General features: G+C 71.8%; 25 protein-coding genes. 11 read left to right on the top strand and 14 right to left on the bottom strand.

The genetic code is table 11. The features are described 5' to 3' along the window. Both VH914_20995 and VH914_20990 read left to right on the top strand, forming a co-directional pair. Positions 1-503: FtsX-like permease family protein (locus VH914_20995; GenBank protein HEX4493694.1), on the top strand; the 503-nt coding region annotated here is incomplete at its 5' end. A gap of 4 nt (positions 504-507) precedes the next feature. Continuing rightward, complete coding sequence (locus VH914_20990) at positions 508-783, top strand: hypothetical protein (GenBank protein HEX4493693.1); 276 nt, start codon at positions 508-510, stop codon at positions 781-783. Between the two features lie 15 nt (positions 784-798). Here VH914_20990 and VH914_20985 read toward each other — a convergent pair whose 3' ends face one another. Beyond that, positions 799-1512, bottom strand: coding sequence for a hypothetical protein (locus VH914_20985; GenBank protein HEX4493692.1), 714 nt, complete (start codon positions 1510-1512; stop codon positions 799-801). Between the two features lie 73 nt (positions 1513-1585). On the opposite strand from VH914_20985, the gene VH914_20980 reads away from it, so the two are divergent. Next, a complete protein-coding gene (locus VH914_20980) occupies positions 1586-1810 on the top strand; it encodes a hypothetical protein (GenBank protein ID HEX4493691.1) in 225 nt (74 codons plus the stop codon). Positions 1811-1938: 128 nt separating this feature from the next. Continuing rightward, positions 1939-2367: a single-stranded DNA-binding protein gene (gene ssb / locus VH914_20975; protein HEX4493690.1), complete on the top strand. Its 429-nt coding sequence runs from the start codon at positions 1939-1941 to the stop codon at positions 2365-2367. A gap of 193 nt (positions 2368-2560) precedes the next feature. Here ssb and msrB read toward each other — a convergent pair whose 3' ends face one another. The 4 genes from msrB to VH914_20955 all read right to left on the bottom strand — a co-directional run bounded on the left by msrB (position 2561) and on the right by VH914_20955 (position 8241). Further along, a complete protein-coding gene (msrB, locus tag VH914_20970) occupies positions 2561-2989 on the bottom strand; it encodes a peptide-methionine (R)-S-oxide reductase MsrB (GenBank protein HEX4493689.1) in 429 nt (142 codons plus the stop codon). 387 nt (positions 2990-3376) lie between these two features. Beyond that, positions 3377-4585, bottom strand: coding sequence for an amidohydrolase family protein (locus tag VH914_20965; protein HEX4493688.1), 1209 nt, complete (start codon positions 4583-4585; stop codon positions 3377-3379). A 183-nt stretch (positions 4586-4768) separates the two neighbouring features. Beyond that, positions 4769-5041 carry a hypothetical protein gene (locus tag VH914_20960; protein ID HEX4493687.1) on the bottom strand — a complete coding sequence of 91 codons (273 nt, stop codon included), beginning with the start codon at positions 5039-5041 and terminating at the stop codon, positions 4769-4771. Then, a complete protein-coding gene (locus VH914_20955; GenBank protein ID HEX4493686.1) occupies positions 5041-8241 on the bottom strand; it encodes a DEAD/DEAH box helicase in 3201 nt (1066 codons plus the stop codon). The genes VH914_20960 and VH914_20955 overlap by 1 nt, the downstream gene beginning before the upstream one ends. A 326-nt stretch (positions 8242-8567) precedes the next feature. Here VH914_20955 and VH914_20950 point away from each other — a divergent pair, with 326 nt between their 5' ends. The 5 genes from VH914_20950 to VH914_20930 all read left to right on the top strand — a co-directional run bounded on the left by VH914_20950 (position 8568) and on the right by VH914_20930 (position 12262). Continuing rightward, a complete protein-coding gene (locus VH914_20950) occupies positions 8568-9095 on the top strand; it encodes a MauE/DoxX family redox-associated membrane protein (GenBank protein HEX4493685.1) in 528 nt (175 codons plus the stop codon). Next, positions 9092-9778, top strand: a complete 687-nt coding sequence (locus tag VH914_20945; GenBank protein ID HEX4493684.1) for a hypothetical protein — start codon at positions 9092-9094, stop codon at positions 9776-9778. Before VH914_20950 ends, VH914_20945 begins: the two co-directional genes overlap by 4 nt. Before the next feature lie 80 nt (positions 9779-9858). Next, positions 9859-10440 carry a hypothetical protein gene (locus VH914_20940; protein ID HEX4493683.1) on the top strand — a complete coding sequence of 194 codons (582 nt, stop codon included), beginning with the start codon at positions 9859-9861 and terminating at the stop codon, positions 10438-10440. Then, positions 10437-10901 (top strand): hypothetical protein, encoded by a 465-nt coding sequence (locus tag VH914_20935; protein HEX4493682.1) that lies wholly within the window; start codon positions 10437-10439, stop codon positions 10899-10901. Before VH914_20940 ends, VH914_20935 begins: the two co-directional genes overlap by 4 nt. Beyond that, positions 10898-12262, top strand: coding sequence for a hypothetical protein (locus VH914_20930; GenBank protein ID HEX4493681.1), 1365 nt, complete (start codon positions 10898-10900; stop codon positions 12260-12262). Before VH914_20935 ends, VH914_20930 begins: the two co-directional genes overlap by 4 nt. Positions 12263-12284: 22 nt before the next feature. On the opposite strand, the gene VH914_20925 is transcribed toward VH914_20930, so the two are convergent. From VH914_20925 to VH914_20885, 9 genes are read right to left on the bottom strand one after another with little or no spacing between them, the layout of a single operon-like run. Further along, positions 12285-12698, bottom strand: a complete 414-nt coding sequence (locus VH914_20925; protein HEX4493680.1) for a pilus assembly protein TadG-related protein — start codon at positions 12696-12698, stop codon at positions 12285-12287. Next, the gene (locus VH914_20920; protein HEX4493679.1) at positions 12695-13099 is read right to left on the bottom strand and encodes a hypothetical protein; all 405 of its coding nucleotides are present in this window, start codon (positions 13097-13099) and stop codon (positions 12695-12697) included. Before VH914_20920 ends, VH914_20925 begins: the two co-directional genes overlap by 4 nt. Further along, on the bottom strand, positions 13096-13494 hold the full coding sequence (locus VH914_20915) for a hypothetical protein (GenBank protein ID HEX4493678.1): 399 nt from the start codon (positions 13492-13494) through the stop codon (positions 13096-13098). Before VH914_20915 ends, VH914_20920 begins: the two co-directional genes overlap by 4 nt. Beyond that, on the bottom strand, positions 13467-13649 hold the full coding sequence (locus VH914_20910) for a hypothetical protein (protein HEX4493677.1): 183 nt from the start codon (positions 13647-13649) through the stop codon (positions 13467-13469). Before VH914_20910 ends, VH914_20915 begins: the two co-directional genes overlap by 28 nt. 36 nt (positions 13650-13685) lie before the next feature. Then, positions 13686-14603, bottom strand: coding sequence for a type II secretion system F family protein (locus VH914_20905; protein HEX4493676.1), 918 nt, complete (start codon positions 14601-14603; stop codon positions 13686-13688). Then, positions 14600-15475: a type II secretion system F family protein gene (locus VH914_20900; protein HEX4493675.1), complete on the bottom strand. Its 876-nt coding sequence runs from the start codon at positions 15473-15475 to the stop codon at positions 14600-14602. The genes VH914_20905 and VH914_20900 overlap by 4 nt, the downstream gene beginning before the upstream one ends. Beyond that, the gene (locus VH914_20895) at positions 15472-16743 is read right to left on the bottom strand and encodes an ATPase, T2SS/T4P/T4SS family (protein HEX4493674.1); all 1272 of its coding nucleotides are present in this window, start codon (positions 16741-16743) and stop codon (positions 15472-15474) included. Before VH914_20895 ends, VH914_20900 begins: the two co-directional genes overlap by 4 nt. After that, positions 16740-17840, bottom strand: a complete 1101-nt coding sequence (locus VH914_20890; protein ID HEX4493673.1) for a hypothetical protein — start codon at positions 17838-17840, stop codon at positions 16740-16742. Before VH914_20890 ends, VH914_20895 begins: the two co-directional genes overlap by 4 nt. Beyond that, positions 17833-18558, bottom strand: coding sequence for an SAF domain-containing protein (locus VH914_20885; GenBank protein ID HEX4493672.1), 726 nt, complete (start codon positions 18556-18558; stop codon positions 17833-17835). The genes VH914_20890 and VH914_20885 overlap by 8 nt, the downstream gene beginning before the upstream one ends. Positions 18559-18740: 182 nt before the next feature. On the opposite strand from VH914_20885, the gene VH914_20880 reads away from it, so the two are divergent. Further along, positions 18741-18992 carry a helix-turn-helix domain-containing protein gene (locus VH914_20880; protein ID HEX4493671.1) on the top strand — a complete coding sequence of 84 codons (252 nt, stop codon included), beginning with the start codon at positions 18741-18743 and terminating at the stop codon, positions 18990-18992. Continuing rightward, positions 18989-19849, top strand: coding sequence for an SDR family oxidoreductase (locus VH914_20875; GenBank protein HEX4493670.1), 861 nt, complete (start codon positions 18989-18991; stop codon positions 19847-19849). Before VH914_20880 ends, VH914_20875 begins: the two co-directional genes overlap by 4 nt. Positions 19850-19894: the final 45 nt, after the last annotated feature.

Below are 19894 nucleotides of genomic sequence, written 5' to 3'. Positions count from 1 at the left end.
CACTGAGTGACGCGGCGCAGGTGGTGCACACCTTCAGCGGCACCGCCGGCGTCCTGTCGGTGACCGAGCCGCAGCAGACGATCCACAACGAGGAGACGGTGATCAACGTCTCGAAGTGGGTCTGCCTCGCCATCGCCATCGTGCTGATCATTTCAGCCGCTGTCCTGATCCTCAACACCATCCGCATGGCCATCTTCGCCCGACGGCGGGAGGTCTCTGTGATGAAGCTGGTCGGGGCCACCAACTGGTTCATCCGGATCCCGTTCATGTCCGAGGGACTCCTGCAGGGTCTGTTCGGGTCGTTACTCGCGGCCGTCGTGGTCTATTTCGTGTACCTCTTCATCAACCACGAGGGTGGTGGGAAGACGTCCAGCAACATCTTCACGGCGATGCACATGTCCGGATCCGAGGTCTTACTGACCAACGTCGTCGCGGTCATCGTCGGCATGGCGATCGGCTCCATCGGCTCCGCCATCGCGATCCGCCGCTTCCTCGACGTCTGACCGTGTGACGGGCCAGCGGGAGTCCGCCGCGAACGGCTCGAAGCCCGACCTGTCGCAGTCTCGCTTCTTCTGCAACAACGCCCGCAAGGGATCGCTGGTCTGCGCCGTCCTGGCTTTCGTCGCGCTGGTCATCGGTGGGGGCTTCGCCGAGATCAGCTCGAACGGGTCGCCGACGTCCCTCGAGACGGCCGTCGTGCGCTGGGTCATTCTGGGCTCCCTCGTCATCGGGGTGACCCTCTATGTCATCGGCGGTCGCATGCTCCGCAGCAGCCGCAGCTAGCCTCGGACGGGTCGCTCAGTTCCAGACGTTGACGACCCCGACCGCGTTGAATGGGCTCGAGGCGCTCTGCGTGGCCTGGCACTCGACGGTCCACCCGTGTGCACTATGGGTGGGCGAATGGCAGTCGGCGACCGCGTTCGTCGCGCTCGGCGTGGGGCAGGCATAGGGCCCCCGCCCGTCCCACGCCGCGTTGACGTGCACGCAGACTTCGCCGTTCTGGAGCCGCACGGCCCAGACGCTCTTCTGCGGCGCTGCCTTCGATGCCGGGGGCAGCGCGCCGACGGCGAACCGGGTGATGTCCGTCACGCTCGGGTCGGGCACGCAGAGGAGCGGCCCCTTGGTCGCCCGGGGAGGGGCGAAGCAGGGGTCGTAGATGGCGCCGCCGTGCTGCGCGGTGCACCGGTAGGAGGCCGCGCCGGCTACGCCCGGGCCCGTGCAACTCCCGGACACCTGCTGTGCGACCTGGAGATCCTGGGCGACGCCGCCCGTGGCCGTGAACGGAGAGAAGGACAACTCCGGCGTCGCCGGCGTGACCGACGTGGGGACGGGGGCAGCGGACGGGGCCGTCGATCGGCGTGCCGCCGTCGACGAGGTGGTCGTCGGGCGCGCGGCGCCCGCTCGGGCGTGTGCCGATGGCGTGCTCGGGCCGCTGCAGGCCGACACGGCCGCAGCCAACGCGGTGACGACGGCCAGCGGTACCAGGCGGCGGCACGGGAAGTCCCGGAACATGGCCTTGCATGCTCGCACAGACCGCAGTGTCCGATGGCCGCGTCGCCCGGGGCATCTGGGCCAGACTGATGCCATGGGGAGTGCGGGCGACAAGCCCAGGAAGCAGAAGCGACGGTTGGCCAAGGTGCCGAAGTACGAGGAGCCCAACACGTTGCCGGCAACGGGACTGACCGGGAGCTCCGGCGACGTCTACGGCTCGCGCTATGGGCATTCGGCCGACCACCACGGGCAGCCGAAGCCGCCCGGACGCTTCGGCGCCTTCGTCCTTCGGACACTGGGGATGAAGCCCAAGTCGTAAAGCGATCCATCCTCGACTTGCCCGCGAAATTCGGCCCGGTGAGGTTTCCAGCAAGGTTCTCGTCAAGGAGAGGCCATCACGCTGGGAGCGCCCTCGGACTGAGGGCGTCCACGAAAGCGAGGATGCAGATGGCGAACACCACGACGATCACGGGGAACCTGACCCGTGAACCCGAGATCCGTTACACGCGTGAGGGGCAGGCAACGGCCCAGCTCGGCGTGGCCGTGAACCGGCGTTGGCAGGACCGTGCGACCCAGGAGTGGCAGGAGTCGACGTCGTTCTTCGACGTCGTCTGCTGGCGTGATCTGGCGGAGAACGTGGCCCTGAGCCTGACCAAGGGCATGCGGGTCGTCGTGACCGGCCGCCTGGAGCACCGGACCTGGGAGACCGAGGAGGGGGAGCACCGTTCCAAGGTCGAGATCACGGCGGACGAGGTGGGGGCCAGCCTGCGCTTCGCCACGGCCGACGTGCACAAGGTCGAGCGGCGTGGGTCGGTCTCGGCCGAGAACGGCGATGGCGACAGCGACGCCGCTGAGGCGTTGGCCGTCGAGGCCTGAACGATGCCGTGGCTCATCACGACGCCCGGATGGCCAGCGCTGGTCGCGCACCTGGCCAGCGTGACGGCGCACATCATGGCGGGTCCTGCCTCAGCCACGGGCGCGGCGGCGGGCGCGGTCGCCTGTGCCGGCGCGCTGGTGCGGCGCGCCCGTACCCGCCAGCGCGCAGCGGGCCCCACGACCTGATGGAGGATCAGGCCTCGGGCTCGTAGGTCAGCGAGAGCGAGTTGACGCAGTAGCGCTGCCCGGTGTCGGTGGGCCCATCGGGGAAGACATGTCCCAGATGGCCACCGCACCGGGCACACAGGATCTCGGTGCGCGCCATGCCGAAGCTGCGCTCCCTGCGCTCCACGACGGTGCCCGCGGCGCGGGCCCGGTCAAAACTGGGCCAGCCGGTGCCGGAGTCGAATTTCGCATGGGTGTCGAAGAGCTCGGCGCCGCAGACAGCGCAATGGAAGACCCCGGCACCGTCGACATGCAGCAGCTCACCCGACCACGGGGGCTCGGTGCCGGCACGGCGCAGCACGGCATAACGGTCAGCGGGGAGCGCTCCCTTCCACTCCTCCTCGGTCTTGGTGACCTCGAATGTCGTCTCTGCGCCACGGGGCTTGCGGGTGAACATGATGGGCCCTTCTCTGCAATGGGGGTGACACATCCTCGATCGGCGGCCGCCGTCCGCCATCATCCGGCGAAAGGTGGTTTGGATTCCGACAATTAAGGAACAACTTAGGGGTGGAACACCGGGGATGCGGAGGTACGAGGGGTGGACGCTCGCAAGAGGCTCAAGTTGTTCGTCGGCGGCGTGCTCCTGGGGGTGAGCATGTTTCTGATCGGGGGCATCGGGGTCGTGCCGGCGCACAGTACCCGGGAGCCGACGGCCGAGTTGCAGCCATGGCTCCAGAAGACCATGTGCGACTACCCGTCGGTGGACTGCACCTCCCGGGGCTCGGTGGTGTCGTCTCGGTCCGTGCCGCGCAGCGGGACCTGACACGCCGCGGGAGTTCCGGGCTCAGGCCGCCAACCCGACGCCGGCGCTGCCCATGAGGAAGAGGAAGTTGTCGGTGTAGAATTGGCGGCGCACCTCGGCATCGGCATCGCCCAGCGAGGCCTCGAAGCGCTCCAGCGGCTTGCGCCCGCCCTCCACGTGCGGATAGTCGGAGGAGAACAGCACCAGATCGGCGCCGCCCTGTTCCACAATCCAGCCCACGTCCTCGGTCGGGTAGGGCGTGAAGCGGCACTGTCGGTGGACGTAGTCGCTCGGCCGCAGCGAGAGCGCCTGCAGACGCTCCTCGTGGCGGTGGAACGCCTCGAAGGCGGACTCCATCTGGCGCAGCCAGGACGGCACCCACACGGCGCCCTGCTCAATCACCCCGATGCGCAGATCGGGGAAGGCCTCCAGCACGCCGTCGAAGATCAGGGTCGCCAGCGTCTGGGCCGGCGGCACCGGGATGCCCATGTAGTCGACGGAGCGGAAGTTCTCCTCGCCGCCGTGGAAGTCGGGCGGGATCGGAAGACCGTTGCGGAAGTAGGCGGGGTCGATGAGCTCGCCGGTGCCGCCGACGTGGAAGACGATGGGCACGCCCGCTTCCTCGGCGCGCGCCCACACCGGATCGAGCGCGCGGTGCGACGGCGAGTGCTCGGGCGGGCAGCCCGACGCGACGAGCAACGCGGCCGCGCCCATTGCGATCGCCTCGTCGGCCATCGCGACCGCGCGCTCGAAATCGACGAGCGGCACGTACAAGGTCGACAGCAGTCGCGCGTCGGCCGCGCAGAACTCGGTCATGCCGCGGTTGTGTGCGCGCGCGACGCCGTACGCGAAGTCGACGTCGCCGCGGTGCTCCCACTCGTGCAGCCGTCCGTTGTGGAACGTGTTGAACACGAGCTGGCTCGCGAAGCCGAGCAGATCGAGCGCGCGCGGGCGGTCCTCGGCGATGAACGATCCCGTCGCCGCGAAGTTCTTGCGGGCCATGATCTCGTCGGCTTCGACGGCGCGGTACTCGGCGGACGCGTGCTTGGCGCGAATGCGGTCGAACGCAGTGTCGAGGTCGCGTCGCTGCTCGTCGGGATCGCCGGTCTGGCGCAGCTCGTTACCGCTCGCCAGCTCGAGCGGCTTGATGCGATCACGGATGCCGGGATCGGCGTGGTCGCGTAACCACGTCGGCGGCTCCATGATGTGCGCGTCGGCATCGTGGACGATCCGGCCGGTCACGTACGGCATGCCGATCAGTCTCTCACCGGCATCGTGCCCGCAGCACGGCGAGCGCAGCGAGGAGCGGCGAGCGCGGCGAGCGCGACCAGAAAACTCAGTAGTCGCCGGAACGGGCGGGTCGCTTCGCGGACCGCCCGACCCACTCCCATCACGCGTCAGGAGCGGCGAGCGCAGCGAGCGCGACCAGAAAGCTCAGTCGTCGCCCATGTCGAGGAGGTCCGAGGCGGCGGCGAGCGCGGTGGCGAGCGCGGTCGCCTTCTCGTAGACGGCGACGAAGTAGTGCTCGGCGACGGTCTCGCGGCTCGGCAGCGGCGGCGGGCCGAGCGAGCGGATCATCGCCGTCGGGTCCTCCGACGGACGGATGAGCTCGATCGTCTCCTCGTCGTCGTGCTCGACGCCCCAGAAGTCGCGGGTCGACGGCTTGCGCGCGCGCCCACCGCGCTTGTTGCGCTTCCGGTTCGCCATCACGCACCTCCGGTCGCGGCGAGGTCGTCGGTGAGCACCTCGTCGGCGCGGATGCCGAGCGCGACGCGCAGCTGGCCACTGTCGAGATCGGCGAGCGAGCTCGACTTCGGCAGCACGAGATCCGCGATGCGCCGCTTGCCCGCGACGACTTCCTCGACGCGCTCGTCGACGGTGCCCGGACAGATCAAGCGGTGGCAGATGACCGTGCGCGTCTGCCCGATCCGCCACGCGCGGTCGCGCGCCTGGTCCTCGACGGCGGGATTCCACCAGCGGTCGTACAGCACGACGTGACTCGCGGCGGTGAGGTTGAGACCGGTGCCGCCGGCCTTGAGCGACAGCACGAGCGCGCCCGGACCTTCACGCGCCTGGAAATCGTCGATCATCTGATCGCGCACGCCCCGCGTCAGGCCGCCGTGGTAGCAGTCGATCGGCATGCTCATCCGCTTGGTGAGGTGCGCGGCGAGCCGCACGCCCCACTCCGCGAAGTGCGTGAACACGAGCAGCCGCTCACCCGCGGCGAACACGGTGTCGACGATCTCTTCGAGCCGCGCGAGCTTGCCGGAGCGACCGTCGAGCGGGCCGTCGTCGTCGTGCTCGTACGCGGCGGGGTGGTTGCAGATCTGCTTCAGCGCGGTGATCGCGGCGAGGATCTGGCCTTTGCGGCGCTCCTCACCGTCGTCGTCCTGCGCGGCGACGAGCTTGTCGAGCACCGCCTGGTAGAGGCCGATCTGCTCCTGCGTCATCGAGCAGCGGTCGAGCTCGTCGATCTGGTCGGGCAGCTCGGCCGCGATCTCGGGCTCCATCTTCGTGCGGCGGAACACGAGGATGCCGTTGAGCGCGCGCATCGCGTCCTCGCCGACGACCTTCGTGCTGTCGCTGTCGCGCGACAGCGCGGCGATGAACTGCGGGCGCGTGCCGACGAGACCGGGGTTCGTGAAGTCGAGGATCGCCCAGAGGTCGCCGAGGCCGTTCTCGATCGGCGTCCCCGTGAGCGCGACACGCGTGCGCGCGTCGATGCGACGCAGCAGTTGCGACGTGTCGTTCGACGGGTTCTTGATGGCCTGGGCCTCGTCGAGGATGACGGTGTCCCACGTGATCTCGGAGATCGCGTCCACGTCGCGCACCGCGGTGCCGTAGGTCGTGATGACGATGTCGGCGCCCGCGACTTCTGTTGCGAGCTCGCCGGCCGACGCGCGGTTCGCACCGTGGTGCACGACGACGTGCAGGCTCGGCGTGAAGCGCGCGGCCTCCGCGTTCCAGTTGCCGACGACCGCGGGAGGCGCGATCACGAGCGCGGGTCCGTCGCCCGAGCTCGCCAGGAGCTGCGCGAGCATCGTCGGCGTCTTGCCGAGACCCATGTCGAGCGCGAGGCAGCCGCCGAGCCCGACCGAGTCGAGGAAGCCGAGCCAACCGAGCGCCTCGACCTGGTAGCTGCGGAGCTCGCCGTTGAAACCCGACGGCGCGTGCACCGCCTCGGCGGAGAGGTTCGAGGCCGCGTTCAGCAGGTCGACGGCCCAGCCGTTGCCGTGGACGCTGATCCCGCCCGCGAGCGCGCCGCCTTCGAGACCGAGGGCGAGCCGCAGCATCTCGCCGCCGGTCAGCTGCGTCTTCTTCGACCGTTCGGCGAGGGCCTCTGCGGCTTGCTGGAGGTCGGCCTTCTCGATCGCGACCCAGCGGCCACCGGAGCGGATGAGCGGGCGCGCTTCCTTCGCGAGCCGCGCGATGTCGGCGGCCGACAGCTCGACGTCGTCGAACACCGCAGACCAGCGCACGTCGGCGAGCTGGTTCGCGCCGACGGCCGTCGTCGACTCCGCGTCGGCGAACACGCGCAACGACGCCTTGGGACGCCGGCGCGAGAGCGCGGGCACGCGCACGTCGAACCCCGCGGCGAGCAGCTGCTCGCCGGTGTTCGTCATGAGGTCCCAGGCCTCGTCCTGGCTCAGCACCACCTGCCCGCGGCGCGTTCCGCCCGGCCGCATGAGCGGCGGGAGGAGCCGTTCGAGGCGCGCCATCTCGTCCTCGAGGTCGCGCCGCTCGTTGCCGCCGTCGACGATCGCCTGCTCGATCGCGACGAGATCTCCGTCGCGTCCCTTCGCGAGCACCTCGAGCTTCCAGACGTCGGATTCGTCGGGCGGGTTGAGCCGCACGATGAGACGCGTGTGCTCACCGGTGACCGAGCGACCCCAACGCTCGACGCGCGCGGAGATCTCACTCCCGAGCCTGATGGGCGAGTCGAACGCGCTGCCGTCGAGACGCGAGAGGAACGCTTCGGCGACGTCGGTCGCGGTGCGGATGCGCGGCGGCGGCGCAGGAACTTCGAGGCGGCGCGCGCTGTCGCGGCAGATCGCGTCGACCATGCCCGTGAGTGCGGAACGCGTGAGCGCCCGCGCATCGACCTTGGGATCGAGCGCGAGCAACGCGCGGGGCATGTCGGCGACCGCGCTCGCGAGCCGCACCGGGTCGACGAGCGCGGGCGTCCACCGGACGGAGTACGACGCGTTCGAGTCGTTGCTGCTGCCGCTCCCCCGCTTGCGCTGCCGCAGCAGCGGCACCATCGCGCCGTGCGCGACGAGCTCGACGGCCCAGATCGCGACGCGTCCGAGCCAGCGCACGCTCGGCGCGAGGTCGTCGCCGGCCTCGTCGGCGCCCGCGGCCACGAGCCAGCCGAGTACCTCGCCGACGGGGATCGCGAGCGCGTCGGCGTTGCCGACACCGGGGACGGGTACCGGCGCGTGGCGCGTCCAACCCTGCGCGGGCGCGTGCGCCTCGGCGAGCATGCCGGTCACGTGGTCGCCGGACGCGAGCGGCGTGCCGGGACCCGCGGCCCACGCCACCACCCGACCCGGCTCCCACGAAGCCTGGAGCTGGACCCGCCCCGGGGCGACGACGTCCTCGTCGTCCTCTTCGTCGTCGTCGCCGTCGGTCGCGCCGCGGGTGAGTCGGTTCCACGCGGTCGCGAGCCGCTTCCGTTCCGCCTCGAGGTCGGCGACGACCTGCGCGCGCTCTTCGCCCCGCAGGGTCTTCGCGGTCGCGAGGTGCTCCTCCGCGTCGCGCAGCAGGCGGGCCAGCGTGGCGCGCCACTCGAGCTTGTGCGCGTCGAGCGCCGCGAGTTGCTCGGCCGTCGCGACCCCGTCGGCTTCCGCGCCGACGTACATCTCGAGCTGCCACTCCGACAGCGACGGCACGATCGACGTCGTCACGGGCGCGTGCTCCTGCGACACGGCGCCGGTCGCCGATCTCCGGGTCTCGATCCCGTCGGAATCATCAGTCTCCGCTGCTGGCGCTCGCCGGCGGGCCGGCGCGCTTCCTCGAAGAACGAACGGACGAAGCGTCGGCGGGCGGAACCCGCCGGCCTTCCGGACCGGGTGGCTTGCAGATACCCGGTCGCCCGCGTCATCCGGCTCCGCTGACCCGGATGATCTGGCCGTTCCTTGCCATGCTAGAGCATCGGACCCGGCCGCCGGCGCACCCTCGACCGGCGCAACTTCCCCTCTTCATTCGGCCGGTCGAGCGCCGAAACAAAGGCATGACGTCCGGAACGGCGGTGAGCGCCGGCCCGTACCTCGCGATCTGCGCGTTGCTGGTCGGATCGGGGGTGCAGAAGCTGCGGCGACCGGCCCCGGCCCGAGCGGCGCTGTGGGCCGCGGGCGCGCGTGTGCCCACCGTCGCGGTGCTCGGCGTCGGGGCCGTCGAGATCGGTGCCGGGGTGATCGGCGCGGCGTGGGGACGGGTCGCGGCCGTCGCCGTCGCGCTCGCGTACGCGGCGCTGGCCGCGTTCGCGCTCCGTCTGTGGCGGCGCGCGCCGTCGACACCATGCGGCTGCCTCGGCTCCGGGACCGCAACGGTCACGCCCGCACACCTGTTCGTCGACGTCGCCGCGGTGTGTGTGGCCGTGGTCGCGGCGCGCAACGGTCCCCCGCTCGCGCACCTCGCGCACGCGCCGTTCACGGCCGCGGTGTTCGTCGCGCTCGTGGGGTGCTGCGTCGCGTTGCTGACCCTCACGCTCGACGCGTTGCCCGCATTGCAGCACGTGACGAAAGACCGGCAGTCGTGACCGCGATCGTCGCGATCGAGACGGTCGCGCTCCTCCTCCTCACCGTTCTCGTCGCGGGGCTGTTGCGCAGTCACGCCGAGATCCTGCGCCGCCTGCACTCGCTCGGCGCGGGCTTCGACGAGTCGTCGACCGACGTGCGGGTCGACATGCCGCGTGCGAGCGCCGGCTTCGCGGCCGCGCTCGACGTCGACGGGGTCGGGCTGCACGACGACGCGGTGCACGTGTCGATCGCGGGGACGCGCCACCGCACGCTGCTCGCGTTCCTATCGAGCGGCTGCCTCACGTGCCGCGGCTTCTGGGACGCGTTCCGCGACCCGCGCGCGCTCGGGCTGCCGGACGGGCTGCGACTCGTCATCGTCGCGAAGGACGCCGAGGCCGAGAGCCTGAGCCAGTTGCGATCGCTCGCGCCCGGATGGGCACCGGTCGTGCTGTCGAGCGCGGCGTGGGATGCGTACGGCGTGCCCGGCTCGCCCTACTTCGCGCTCGTCGACGGCGCCGCCGGACGCGTGCGCGGCGAAGGCACCGGCACGAGCTGGCCGCAGGTGTGGAACCTGCTGCAGCAGGCGGCCGACGACACGAACGAGCGGCTCATCGACCGCGAGCTCCTCACCCACGGCGTCACACCCGGCGACACGAGCCTCTACCGAACGGCCGACGAGATCGCGCGGGTCGCCGACCGGTGAACGCGCCGGTCGTCGCCGTCGGCATCGTCCTCGCGGCGCTCGCGGCGGCGCGCAGCGCCTGGTCACCCTGAGGAGAGTCGATGCTCGCGAGCATCAACCCGCTCGGGGAGCGGGCACGCGGTCAGCACTACTGGGTCACGGTCGCCGCGTACGTCGTCGCGTCGACGGTCGCGGCCGCGCTCCTGGGCGCGCTGCTCGGCTGGGCGGGCGCGCCGTTGCCTCGCGCCGCAATCGCGATCGTCGGCGTCGTCGCGCTGGTCGCGCTGCTTGCGGAGCGATTCGGCGTACGCGTCCCCGGTCCCCGCCGGCAGGTGAACGAGAACTGGCTCGTGTCGTACCGCGGTTGGGTCTACGGCGCGGGCTTCGGCGCGCAGCTCGGGCTCGCGTTCGTCACGATCGTCACCGCGTCGGCCACGTGGATCGCGTTCGCGTGCGCGTTGCTCGCCGGAAGCACGGTCGGTGGTGCGCTCGTCGGCGCGGTCTTCGGCCTGGTGCGCGCGCTGCCGATCCTGTCGGGCGCGCGCGTGCGCGATCCCGAGTCGCTGCGCGCGCTCGTACGCCGGCTCGACCGCGTGCGACCACGCGTCGCGACCGTCACCGCCGCCGTGCAGGGCGTCTCCGCGCTCGGGCTCGTCGCGCTCGCGATCGGACACGTCGCATGAGGCAGATCTCGGCCTACGGCGTGAGCGTTGCGGTGCCGACCGCGTGGGAGTGCCGCATCATGCGGCGGATCGCCGCGGCCGGAGAGCAGACGCACGCGGTCGTGCACCTCGCCAACTTCGCGCTCCCCGAGCAACGCGACGACTTCGGCGGGAACGTCACCGCGACCATGGGCCCGACCGACGTGTTCGCAGTGCTCTTCGAGTACGGGCCCGCATCGGCGAACCGCGCGCTGTTCCGTGCGCAGGGCCGGCCCGTCCTCACCTTCGACCACTTCGGCGCGCGTCGCTTGCAACGCCCGCGCCCGAACCAGCTCGGGTGCCAGCAGTTCTTCACCGAGAACGGGCGCGCGTTCTGCCTCTACGTCGTCGCCGGCAGTCGCGCCGCGCTCACGACCGCGACCGTCGACGTCAACGCGAGCGTCCACGCGATGGCGATCGCGCACGCGGAGCCCGCGTCGTGACCGTCGCCGAACGGGTCGTCGCGCGCGTCACGCACTGGCTCGGCCGCGGCTCGACGCGGCGCGGCTTCCTCGTGAACACCGCGGTCATCGGCTCCGCGCTCGCTGTCAATCCGCTGCGCTTCCTGTTGAAGCCGGGCACCGCCTACGCGGCGCTGTGCGGGCCCGACGCGGGCTGCAACTCGGGCTGGACCGCGATGTGCTGCTCGGTGAACGGCGGCATGAACACCTGCCCGCCGGGCACGATGCCTGCGGGCTGGTGGAAGGCCGACAACTCGGGCTTCTGCAACGGCGCCGCCCGCTACTACATCGATTGCAACATCACCTGCGGTCCGTGCGGCTGCGGCGGCAACGGGGTGTGCTCGGGCACGGGCTGCGTGAGCTGCGGATGCCACTGCGCGACCGGCACGTGCGACGAGCGCCACGTCTGCTGCACCGAGTTCCGCTACGGACAGTGCAACCAGGACGTTGCGTGCCTCGGGCCGATCATCTGCCGCGTCGTCACGTGCGTGCCGCCGTGGCAGTTCGACGCGAGCTGCACCACGACCGCGGCGACATCGCAGGCGACCGCGCTGCACGACGCGCCGTGCCTCCATTACGAAGAAGCATCGGTGTTCGGGTTCGGCACCGCGGCCGCCATGGGTTCACCGCACGGCGCGTTGCGCGCGCCGATCGTCGGGATCGACGCGACTCCGACCGGCAAGGGCTACTGGTTGGTCGCCTCCGACGGCGGGATCTTCTGCTTCGGCGACGCGCGCTTCCACGGCTCCACCGGCGCGATCCGGTTGAACGAGCGCATCGTCGGCATCGCGTCGACGCGCACCGGCGCCGGCTACTGGTTGGTCGCCGCCGACGGCGGGATCTTCTGCTTCGGCGACGCGCGCTTCCACGGCTCCACCGGCGCGATGCGATTGCGCGAGCCGATCGTCGGCATCGCCGCGACCGCGACCGGCGATGGCTACTGGCTCGTGGCCGCCGACGGCGGGATCTTCTCGTTCGGCGACGCCCGCTTCTTCGGCTCTACCGGCGCGCTCCGGCTGAACCGGCCGATCGTCGGCATGGCGCCGAGCCGGCGCGGCCACGGCTACTGGCTCGTCGCCTCCGACGGCGGCATCTTCGCCTTCGGCAACGCCAAGTTCCACGGCTCGACCGGCGACATCGCGCTCAACCAGCCGATCGTCGACATGGCCGCAACGCCCGACGACCGCGGCTACTGGCTGCTCGCGGGCGACGGCGGCGTGTTCTGCTTCGGCGACGCGCCCTATCACGGTGGCCTGCGCGACGGGCACGCGCCACCCGGCGCCGCGGTCGAGATCGCCGCGCACCCGGACGGCGACGGCTACTGGATCGCGCAGGACAACTGAGCCGTGCGTCCGCGCCGGCTCGCTACGGCTCGACCCGCGGCTGCGCCGACGACGACACCCGCACGGTGATCGGGTCGCCGTGCACGAAGATCCCGAGCAGCGTGAACGAGACGTGCGCCTGCAGCGTGACCGTCACCTGATTCGGCGCGACCGCGACGTCGGCGTCGTCGACTGCCGGCCAGCCCGATTGCGCGCGCAAGGCATCGTCGGCTTCGGCGCGTGCGAGCGCAGGGTCGAGCGCGATGCGATCCGCGCGCAGCGCGTTCTGATCGAGGCCGTCGGCGCCCGCGGTCGCGCCCGCGTCGGCCATCGCGACCAGCGACCGCCGCACCGTGATCACGCGCCACAGGTCGAGGCTCAGACCGCCGAGGAACAGCACGATGATGCAGAGGCCGAGGACCCACAAGGTCGTGGTGCCGCGCTCGTCGCGCCTCATCGGCTGCGATAGTCGTCGATGCGGCGCGACTCGTGCGCGGTCCACGACCACGCCGCCGCGTGCGCGAGGAGCGGCGCCGCGATCGCCGGCATGCGAATCGTCACGGTGACGGTCAGGAGCCCTCCGCGCGGCGGTGGCGGCGAGATCGTGACGTCGAGGTCGGACGCCGGGACCCCATAGGTCGAAGCGACGGTGTCGGCGGCTTCGGTCGCGGGCGTGGTGCCGTCGGCGGGCCACGCCGCGATCGCGACCCGCGCGGCTTCGTCGGCCGCGACGGTCGCGGCGTGCTGGCGTTCCGACCACTGCGGCAACGACGCGACGAGCAGGACGACGGGCAGGAGCAGCAGCGCGATCGCGAGCAGGAACTCGATGGCGACGAAGCCGCGCACGTCGCGCCTCATTGCTCGCGCGTCGCGACCGCGCGCACGGTGAACCGCCAGTCGGGCACCAGGAGCGGCAGCCACGACGGTAGGCGGACGTCGGCCGTCGCGAGCACGCTCGCGGGGGCGACGACACAGCGCACCTCGACGTCCCGACCGATCGGGCCGCGCAGCAATCCGTCGAGGGCCGAACGCGCGTGCTGCTCGCACGCGGTCGGCGACGCGTCGCGCGCGACCACCGCATGGGTGCCCTCCTCGACGGCGTCACGCACCGCCGCGCGCGCGTACAGGTCGACGAGCAGGTTCGCGATCAACACGAGCAGCAGCAACGACATGCCCACCGCGAGCACGTACTGCAGCGTGGCGAAGCCGTCTTCTCGTCGCCGGCTCAGCCCATCACCTGTGTGCGGATCCACGACACGATGTCGAGTCCGAGCGCCTGGAGCGCGGCCCAGATGACGACGAGCGCGGCGACACCGAGCGCGGCGTTGCCGAGCAGCTCCGCGGTCGCGAGTCCGGCTTGCGAGCGCCGCATGCGCTGCGTGACGAATACGTACAGGTACTGCAACATCGGGTTCCCTCCCGGTTGACGCTTCCTCGTGATGTCCTATCGATGTCCGAGCACGATCGAGGGCAAGGGCGCGGCGATGAAGAGCAACATGATCGGGGCGAGGATCCCGATCGTCGGCAGCAACATGGCGGCGCGTCGGCGCACGGCCTGCTTACGCACGGCTTCCCGGCGCGCCTCGCGCAGTTGGCTCGACAGTGCGAGCAGACCTTCCGCGAGGTCGGCGCCGCGCTCGACCGCGATCGCGAACAGCTCGTACGTGCGCGCCGCGCTGGGATCGGGCGTCGTCGCCGCGATCGCGCGGAACGCGTCGGCCTCGCGCCCACCCGTACGCGCGTGCCGCAGCGCGGTATCGAGCTCGTCGACGACGACACCGTGCCCGCGCGCGACGACGCGCTGCACCGCTTGCATCGGTCCCGCTCCCGCGCGCACGTGGAGCGCGAGCAGCTGCGCGATCGTCGGCAGCTCGAGCCGGATGCGATCCGCACGCTGCTCGATCGCACGGTCGACCGCGGCCCGAGCGCGGGTGACGCCCCAGAAGCCGGCGCCCGCCGCGACCGCGAGCGTCGCGACCGGCGCGCGGAGGAGAACCGCACCGACCGCGCCGCCCACGATCGCCGCGAGCGTGCCTTGCGCGACCTGGCGGACCCGGTGCTCGTCGACGGACACGTCGACGAAGCCCGCCTGCGCGAGCCGCAGCTCCAGGTGCCGGTCGGTTCGCGACTCGACGACCCGGCTGACCCGGCGCGCGAGCGCGGCGAGCGGCGGCCCGAACAGCCGCCCGACCACCGGCTCGGCCTCGATCGGCACCGCGGGATGGCCGAGCCGCGAACGGCTGGCGACCGCGTAGGGACGGACGCGCACGGCGAGGCGCGCGGGCGGCGGATTGAGCTGGCGCGCCGCGGTCGCGCACGCGATCGCGATGCAGATGGCAGCGAGCACGACGGTCGTGGTCACGGTCGCCCGCCCAAGACGCGCGGCTCGGGCGGCGTCCGCGCCAGCCGGTTCACGAGCAGGAAGCCGAGGACGCTGAGCACGAGACCGACCGCGATGGTCGCGATCCCCGCGCCCGACCGGTAGAAGTCGCGGAACGGCCCGTGACCGGCGGTCAACGCGACGAGCACGACCCACGGGAGCGCGACGACCGACCGCGCGTTGATGCGCATCTCCAGCCCGTCGGTCTCGATCTGCTCCGCGACCTCGAGGTCCTTCGTGATCGACGCCACCAGGTCCGACAGGACGATCCGCACCACCGACCCGCCGGTCTCCTCCGCCAGCAGCATCACCTCGAGCACGCGGTCGGACACCGGGTCGCCGAGGTCGTCCTTCGCCGCCTCGAGCGCGGGCGCGAGCCCCGTCATGCGCGCCCGTCGCGACACTTGCGCGAACGCGTCCCGCAGCGGCAACGGGCCGTGCTCCCCCAGCTCATGACACGCCTGGGTGAGCGACCGCCCCGCAGCGATCGACGCGAGCACGTCGCGCAACGCGTCGGGCCAGGCGGCCTGCACGTCGTGCTCCAAGCGCGCGCGGCGGCGGGCGAAATAGGCCGCCGGTGTCGCCGCGATCCCGATCGCGGGCACGATCCCGACGAACACGGAGCCCGTGAGCGCGTCGACGAGCGCGATCGCCGCGATCCCGGCCGCGCCCGATCCCGCGACGAGCTGTAGCACGCTGACCCGCGCACCGGAGCGCGCCAGCCGTTCCGACCACGACTCGCGACCGGCGCGCGGGCGCGGCCGCCACGCGCGCCACCGCAACGGCACGCCGACGAGCGCGCCCGCAAGCAACGCGCCGCATACGCCGAAGCAGAGTGCTGCGAGCAGTCTCACGCCGACCTCAGCGCGGGTTCGAGGCGATCGCGCAGACGCGCGCCCGCGGGAAGGACCCGATCGAGACGGGCTTCCAAGCCGGGTGGCAGCGCACCCGTCCATTCCAACGGGCGACCGGGCGCGGCACGCGTGAACAACGGCTCGCAGGTGAAGCCGTCGCCGAGCGATGGTGCGACCGCGACGATCTCGCGCACCTCGCGTCCCGTCGCGGCACCGATCGCGCCTCGCTCGACGTGCACGACGACGTCGATCGAGCGCGCGAACACGCGCCGCACGACGGGCTCCGTCACGTTCTCTCCCGCCATCAACGCCGCGTTCACGAGCGCGTCGAGCGCCTCGCTCGCGCTGTTCGCATGGACCGTGCAGAGGAATCCGCAGCCCGCGTTGATCGCACGCGTGAGCTCGAAGGCCTCGCCGCCGCGCACCTCGCCGACCACGATGCGATCGGGCCTCATGCCCAGGACGAACTTCACGAGCGCGCGGAGATCGATCTCGCCGGTGCCGTCGAGGCCGGGTGGCCGCACCTCGTAGTACGCGCCGTGCACGAGCGGCACCGCGAGCTCGCGGATCTCCTCGCAGCCGCGCACGCAGTGGTGCGGCGGCACCGCGGCGATCAACGCGCCGAGGAGCGTCGTCTTGCCCGCGCCGGGCTCGCCCGACACGACGATGCGCGAGCGCAGCCGAACGAGCGCGCCGAGGAAGTCGGCGGCCACCTCACTCAACGCGTCTCGCCGCACGAGCTCGTCGAGCGTGACGTCGCTGACCGTGTAGCGGCGCAGCGTCGCCGACAGTCGATCCGCGACCGGCGAGATCGCGGCAGTGAGGCGGGCCGATCCCTGGAGCACGCGCGCCTGCACGAGCGGGTGCTTCGTGCTGAGATGCCGGTCGGTCGAGGCGAGCAACCGGTCGACGATCCGGCGGTTCTCCTCTTCGGTCGTCGGTACCGTCAGACCGCGCAGGCGGCCGCGCGTGTCGAGATACGAGACGCGCCCACCCTCGACGAACACCTCTTCGATGTCGTCGCGCGCGAGGAGCTCGCTCAGCGGCCCGAAGTCGGTGAGCGCCTGCACGACGCGCGCCGTCATCGCTCCCGGGTCGCCGAGCGGCAGCGTCACACCGAGACGCGCGTCGCGCTCGTAGTCGTCGACCGCGCCGCGGACCTCGTGCCGAACTGCGTCGAGATCGCGATCCGGCCGCAGCCGCCGCGCCTCCACGCGCTCGAGCGCGGCTCGCCGGATGACGTCGTACGCGCCGCCGTCGTCGGTCACGACGATCCGATCGCGCGCGCGAGCTCTCGAACCGCGCGGAACAACGGCCCGCGCGTCACGGTCGTGCCGGCCCACGCGGCCTCGTCGACGCGCCGGTCGGACGGCACGAACGTGATCGTCGCCGCCGGCGCCGACGCGCGCACCTCGTCCTGGATCTCGCCGCGTCGGAAGGCCGACATGGGTGCGCGGTCGACGACAACGTGCAGCGCGATCCGGGGCGCCGCCGGCAGCACGTCGGCGAGCCAGCCGACGAAGCGCGCGATCCCCACCGGGCTCGGCCCGGTCACGGCGACGAGCAGGTCGGCCGTTCCGACGACGCCCGAGACGAGTCCGGGCGAGCCGTCACCGGGAGCCGCGATGTCGACAACGACGTTCGCGCGATCGCGCCCAAGGGCATCGAGCACGTGCAACACCTCACCGGTGCGCAGCCGCGTGCGCGTGGCCAGGCCCGCGACGACGTCGAAGCCCCCGGCCGCGACGATCGCATCGCCCACCGAGCCCGCGTGGAACTCGACCGCGTCGAGCGCGGTCCGCAGGTTCGGCTCGAGCGCGAGACCCAGGCGCGTCGCGATCGCGGGTGCGACATCGTCGAGATCGACGAGCAGCGCGCGCAAACGACGACTGCCCAGTGCGCAGGCGAGTGCGACGGCGATCTCGGTCGAACCCGCGCCCGCCGGACCGCCGACCACGATCCGCCGTCCGAGTCCTGAGGGCAGTACGTCGTCGATGACGGGCGCGGGTGCGTCGGCGACGCGTGGCAGTGCGGTGATCGCGTCGACGATCTCCGCCGCCGCGGCATCGCTCGCGACCATCCCGTCGACACCCGCCGCGGCGAGCAGCACGCGACTGTCGGGCTCGGCGCGGTCCCACACACCGAGGACCGAGCGACCGTGATGATGGAGCTCGTCGACGAGCGCAGGTGTGAGCGCGGGCCAGCGGTGGCCGGTCACGAGGGTCGAGTACTCCTCGTCGAGCGCGAGCTCGGGATCGACAAGGAGCTGTCGCACGCGCGCGCCGCCGTGGTCGCTGCAGTGCCGGTGCAGCAGCTCGACCCATTCCTCGGCCGAGAAGACGAGCGCGATCTCGGGCTCAGCCATCGCCCGCGTCGGCGAACCACTCGGTTGGCGCGGCCGCCGGCGCGCCGGTCGCGCGCACGACGAGGAGATGATCGCCGTGCAGCGCGCTCGCGAGTCGTTGCGCACCCGCGGCGTCGACCGTGACGGTGATCGTGATCTGGCCGTCGCCCGCGCGGAGCGGCCCGCTGCCGTCCGAGTGCACCGCGACGACGTCGGCGCCCGCGAGGACGTAGCCCGAGCGCGCGCCGTCGTCGGAGGCGGCGAGCACGTCGATGCGGTCGCCCGCGCCGAGCTGGCCGTCGACCGCGACCGACTCGTCGACGGGGAAGCTCACCGATCGCGCCGCCGCACCCGTCGCCGGCGCGACGAGGTCGCTGCGTTCGAGGAGGTCGCCCGCGAGCATCGGCGCGCGCACGACTCGGCCCTGAAGCGCGGCGATCGCCGCGGGCGTGACGAGGTTGGCGAGCGGAGCCGGGTCGACGTGGACGTCGGTCGCCCGGAAGAGGGCGGCGTCGATCCGCGTCCCCGGCGCGAGATCGTGGCGGGCGACGAGCACCGCGACGCTCGAATCCGCCCGCCGCAGGACCGCGAGACTGAGGAGCAGGCCGAGCAGCCCGGCCACCACCATCACGACGTGCCCGCTCGAGACCCGGCTCCGCAGCGGCCGGCTTGCTACCGTCGATCCCGGTGCCGTCGGGCCGTCGCTCCTGGTCTGACGCGACTCGGTGTGCGTCAACATGTCTCAGACTGTACCAAGTCGATATGCTGCACGGGCGCCCCACCCCTCCGTTCGAGCCCGAGAGCCTTTCATATACGTCGAATTGGTGCAAATCGGTCAGTCCACAGGACGGCAAAAGCGTCTCAAGCTGCGCAGATGCGTGTATCACCATGTCGAGCCGCCCCGCGTCGTAGGCTGCCGCGATGGCGACGAACCCCCCGACCAACGAGCCGTCCGCCGACTTCCCCGAGGTCCTCACGACCGCGATGGCGGCCGACCTGCTCCACGTGCACGTCGAGTACCTGCGGCGCATGGTGCGCGAAGGGCGCATCCCCGCCCACCGCTTCCCGGAAGGTCGCGAGATCCGTTTCCTGCGCGACGAGCTGATCGCGTGGGTGCGCAGCCAGCCCGGTCACGACCAGTCGCCCTCGGCGTCGAGCCGACGCGCCACGTGAGCCCGCCCGACCTGCGCGGGCGCACCATCGTCATCACCGGCGGCAACTCGGGCATCGGCAAGGAAGCCGCGGTCGCGCTCGCGGGCATGGGTGCGCGCATCGTCGTCGCGGCGCGCAACCGCGCCAAGGGTGAGGCTGCGGTCGCGGAGATCACGAGTCGATCGAGCAACGACGACGTCGAGCTCGCGTCGCTCGACCTCGCGTCGATGGCGTCGATCCACGCGTTCGCGGAACAGCTCCTCGCGTCGCACGACCGCATCGACGTCCTGCTGAACAACGCGGGCCTCACGATGCGCAAACGCAGCGAGACCGCCGACGGCTTCGAGACGACGTTCGGCGTGAACCATCTCGGTCACTTCCTGTTGACGCAGCTGCTGCGCGAGCGACTGGTCGCGAGCGCGCCGGCCCGCGTCGTGAACGTCGCGTCCGACGCGCACCGCTTCGCGCGCAAGGGCCTCGACTTCGACGACCTCATGGCGACGCGCCACTACCGGGGATTCCTCATCTACGCGCGCTCGAAGCTCGCGAACATCCTCTTCACGCGCGAGCTCGCGCGCCGCCTCGACGACACCGGCGTCACCGCGAACTCCGTCCACCCCGGCTTCGTCGCGAGCAACTTCGCGCGCGAAGGCGACACCGGCCGGCTCGGCAACCTCGCGATGATCGCGGGTCGACCGTTCGCCAAGAACGCGACGAAAGGCGCCGAGACGTCGGTGTTCTTGGCGTCGTCGCCGACGGTCGACGGCGTGACCGGTCAGTACTTCGCCAACTCGACCCTCGCCAAGCCGTCGAAGGCCGCCGAGGACGACGCCGCGGCGGCGCGGCTCTGGACCGTGAGCGAGCAGCTCGTTCGTTGACGCACCGCGCCGCGCGGTGCTCCACTGTGCGCCGGCGACGCCGGC

This window comes from Acidimicrobiia bacterium, from assembly GCA_036271555.1.
Taxonomy (GTDB): Bacteria; Actinomycetota; Acidimicrobiia; order IMCC26256; family PALSA-610; genus DATBAK01.
Note: the sequence above shows the minus strand (reverse complement) of the source record. Positions and strands in the feature narration are given on the sequence as shown.

What these genes read in the sequence shown, in the direction of transcription:
- VH914_20985 (HEX4493692.1), bottom strand. Translation starts at nt 1,512, where the DNA reads ATGTTCCGGGACTTCCCGTGCCGCCGCCTGGTACCGCTGGCCGTCGTC.
- VH914_20980 (HEX4493691.1), top strand. Translation starts at nt 1,586, where the DNA reads ATGGGGAGTGCGGGCGACAAGCCCAGGAAGCAGAAGCGACGGTTGGCC.
- ssb (HEX4493690.1), top strand. Translation starts at nt 1,939, where the DNA reads ATGGCGAACACCACGACGATCACGGGGAACCTGACCCGTGAACCCGAG.
- msrB (HEX4493689.1), bottom strand. Translation starts at nt 2,989, where the DNA reads ATGTTCACCCGCAAGCCCCGTGGCGCAGAGACGACATTCGAGGTCACC.
- VH914_20965 (HEX4493688.1), bottom strand. Translation starts at nt 4,585, where the DNA reads ATGCCGTACGTGACCGGCCGGATCGTCCACGATGCCGACGCGCACATC.
- VH914_20960 (HEX4493687.1), bottom strand. Translation starts at nt 5,041, where the DNA reads ATGGCGAACCGGAAGCGCAACAAGCGCGGTGGGCGCGCGCGCAAGCCG.
- VH914_20950 (HEX4493685.1), top strand. Translation starts at nt 8,568, where the DNA reads ATGACGTCCGGAACGGCGGTGAGCGCCGGCCCGTACCTCGCGATCTGC.
- VH914_20940 (HEX4493683.1), top strand. Translation starts at nt 9,859, where the DNA reads ATGCTCGCGAGCATCAACCCGCTCGGGGAGCGGGCACGCGGTCAGCAC.
- VH914_20935 (HEX4493682.1), top strand. Translation starts at nt 10,437, where the DNA reads ATGAGGCAGATCTCGGCCTACGGCGTGAGCGTTGCGGTGCCGACCGCG.
- VH914_20925 (HEX4493680.1), bottom strand. Translation starts at nt 12,698, where the DNA reads ATGAGGCGCGACGAGCGCGGCACCACGACCTTGTGGGTCCTCGGCCTC.
- VH914_20920 (HEX4493679.1), bottom strand. Translation starts at nt 13,099, where the DNA reads ATGAGGCGCGACGTGCGCGGCTTCGTCGCCATCGAGTTCCTGCTCGCG.
- VH914_20910 (HEX4493677.1), bottom strand. Translation starts at nt 13,649, where the DNA reads ATGTTGCAGTACCTGTACGTATTCGTCACGCAGCGCATGCGGCGCTCG.
- VH914_20890 (HEX4493673.1), bottom strand. Translation starts at nt 17,840, where the DNA reads ATGGCTGAGCCCGAGATCGCGCTCGTCTTCTCGGCCGAGGAATGGGTC.
- VH914_20885 (HEX4493672.1), bottom strand. Translation starts at nt 18,558, where the DNA reads ATGTTGACGCACACCGAGTCGCGTCAGACCAGGAGCGACGGCCCGACG.
- VH914_20880 (HEX4493671.1), top strand. Translation starts at nt 18,741, where the DNA reads ATGGCGACGAACCCCCCGACCAACGAGCCGTCCGCCGACTTCCCCGAG.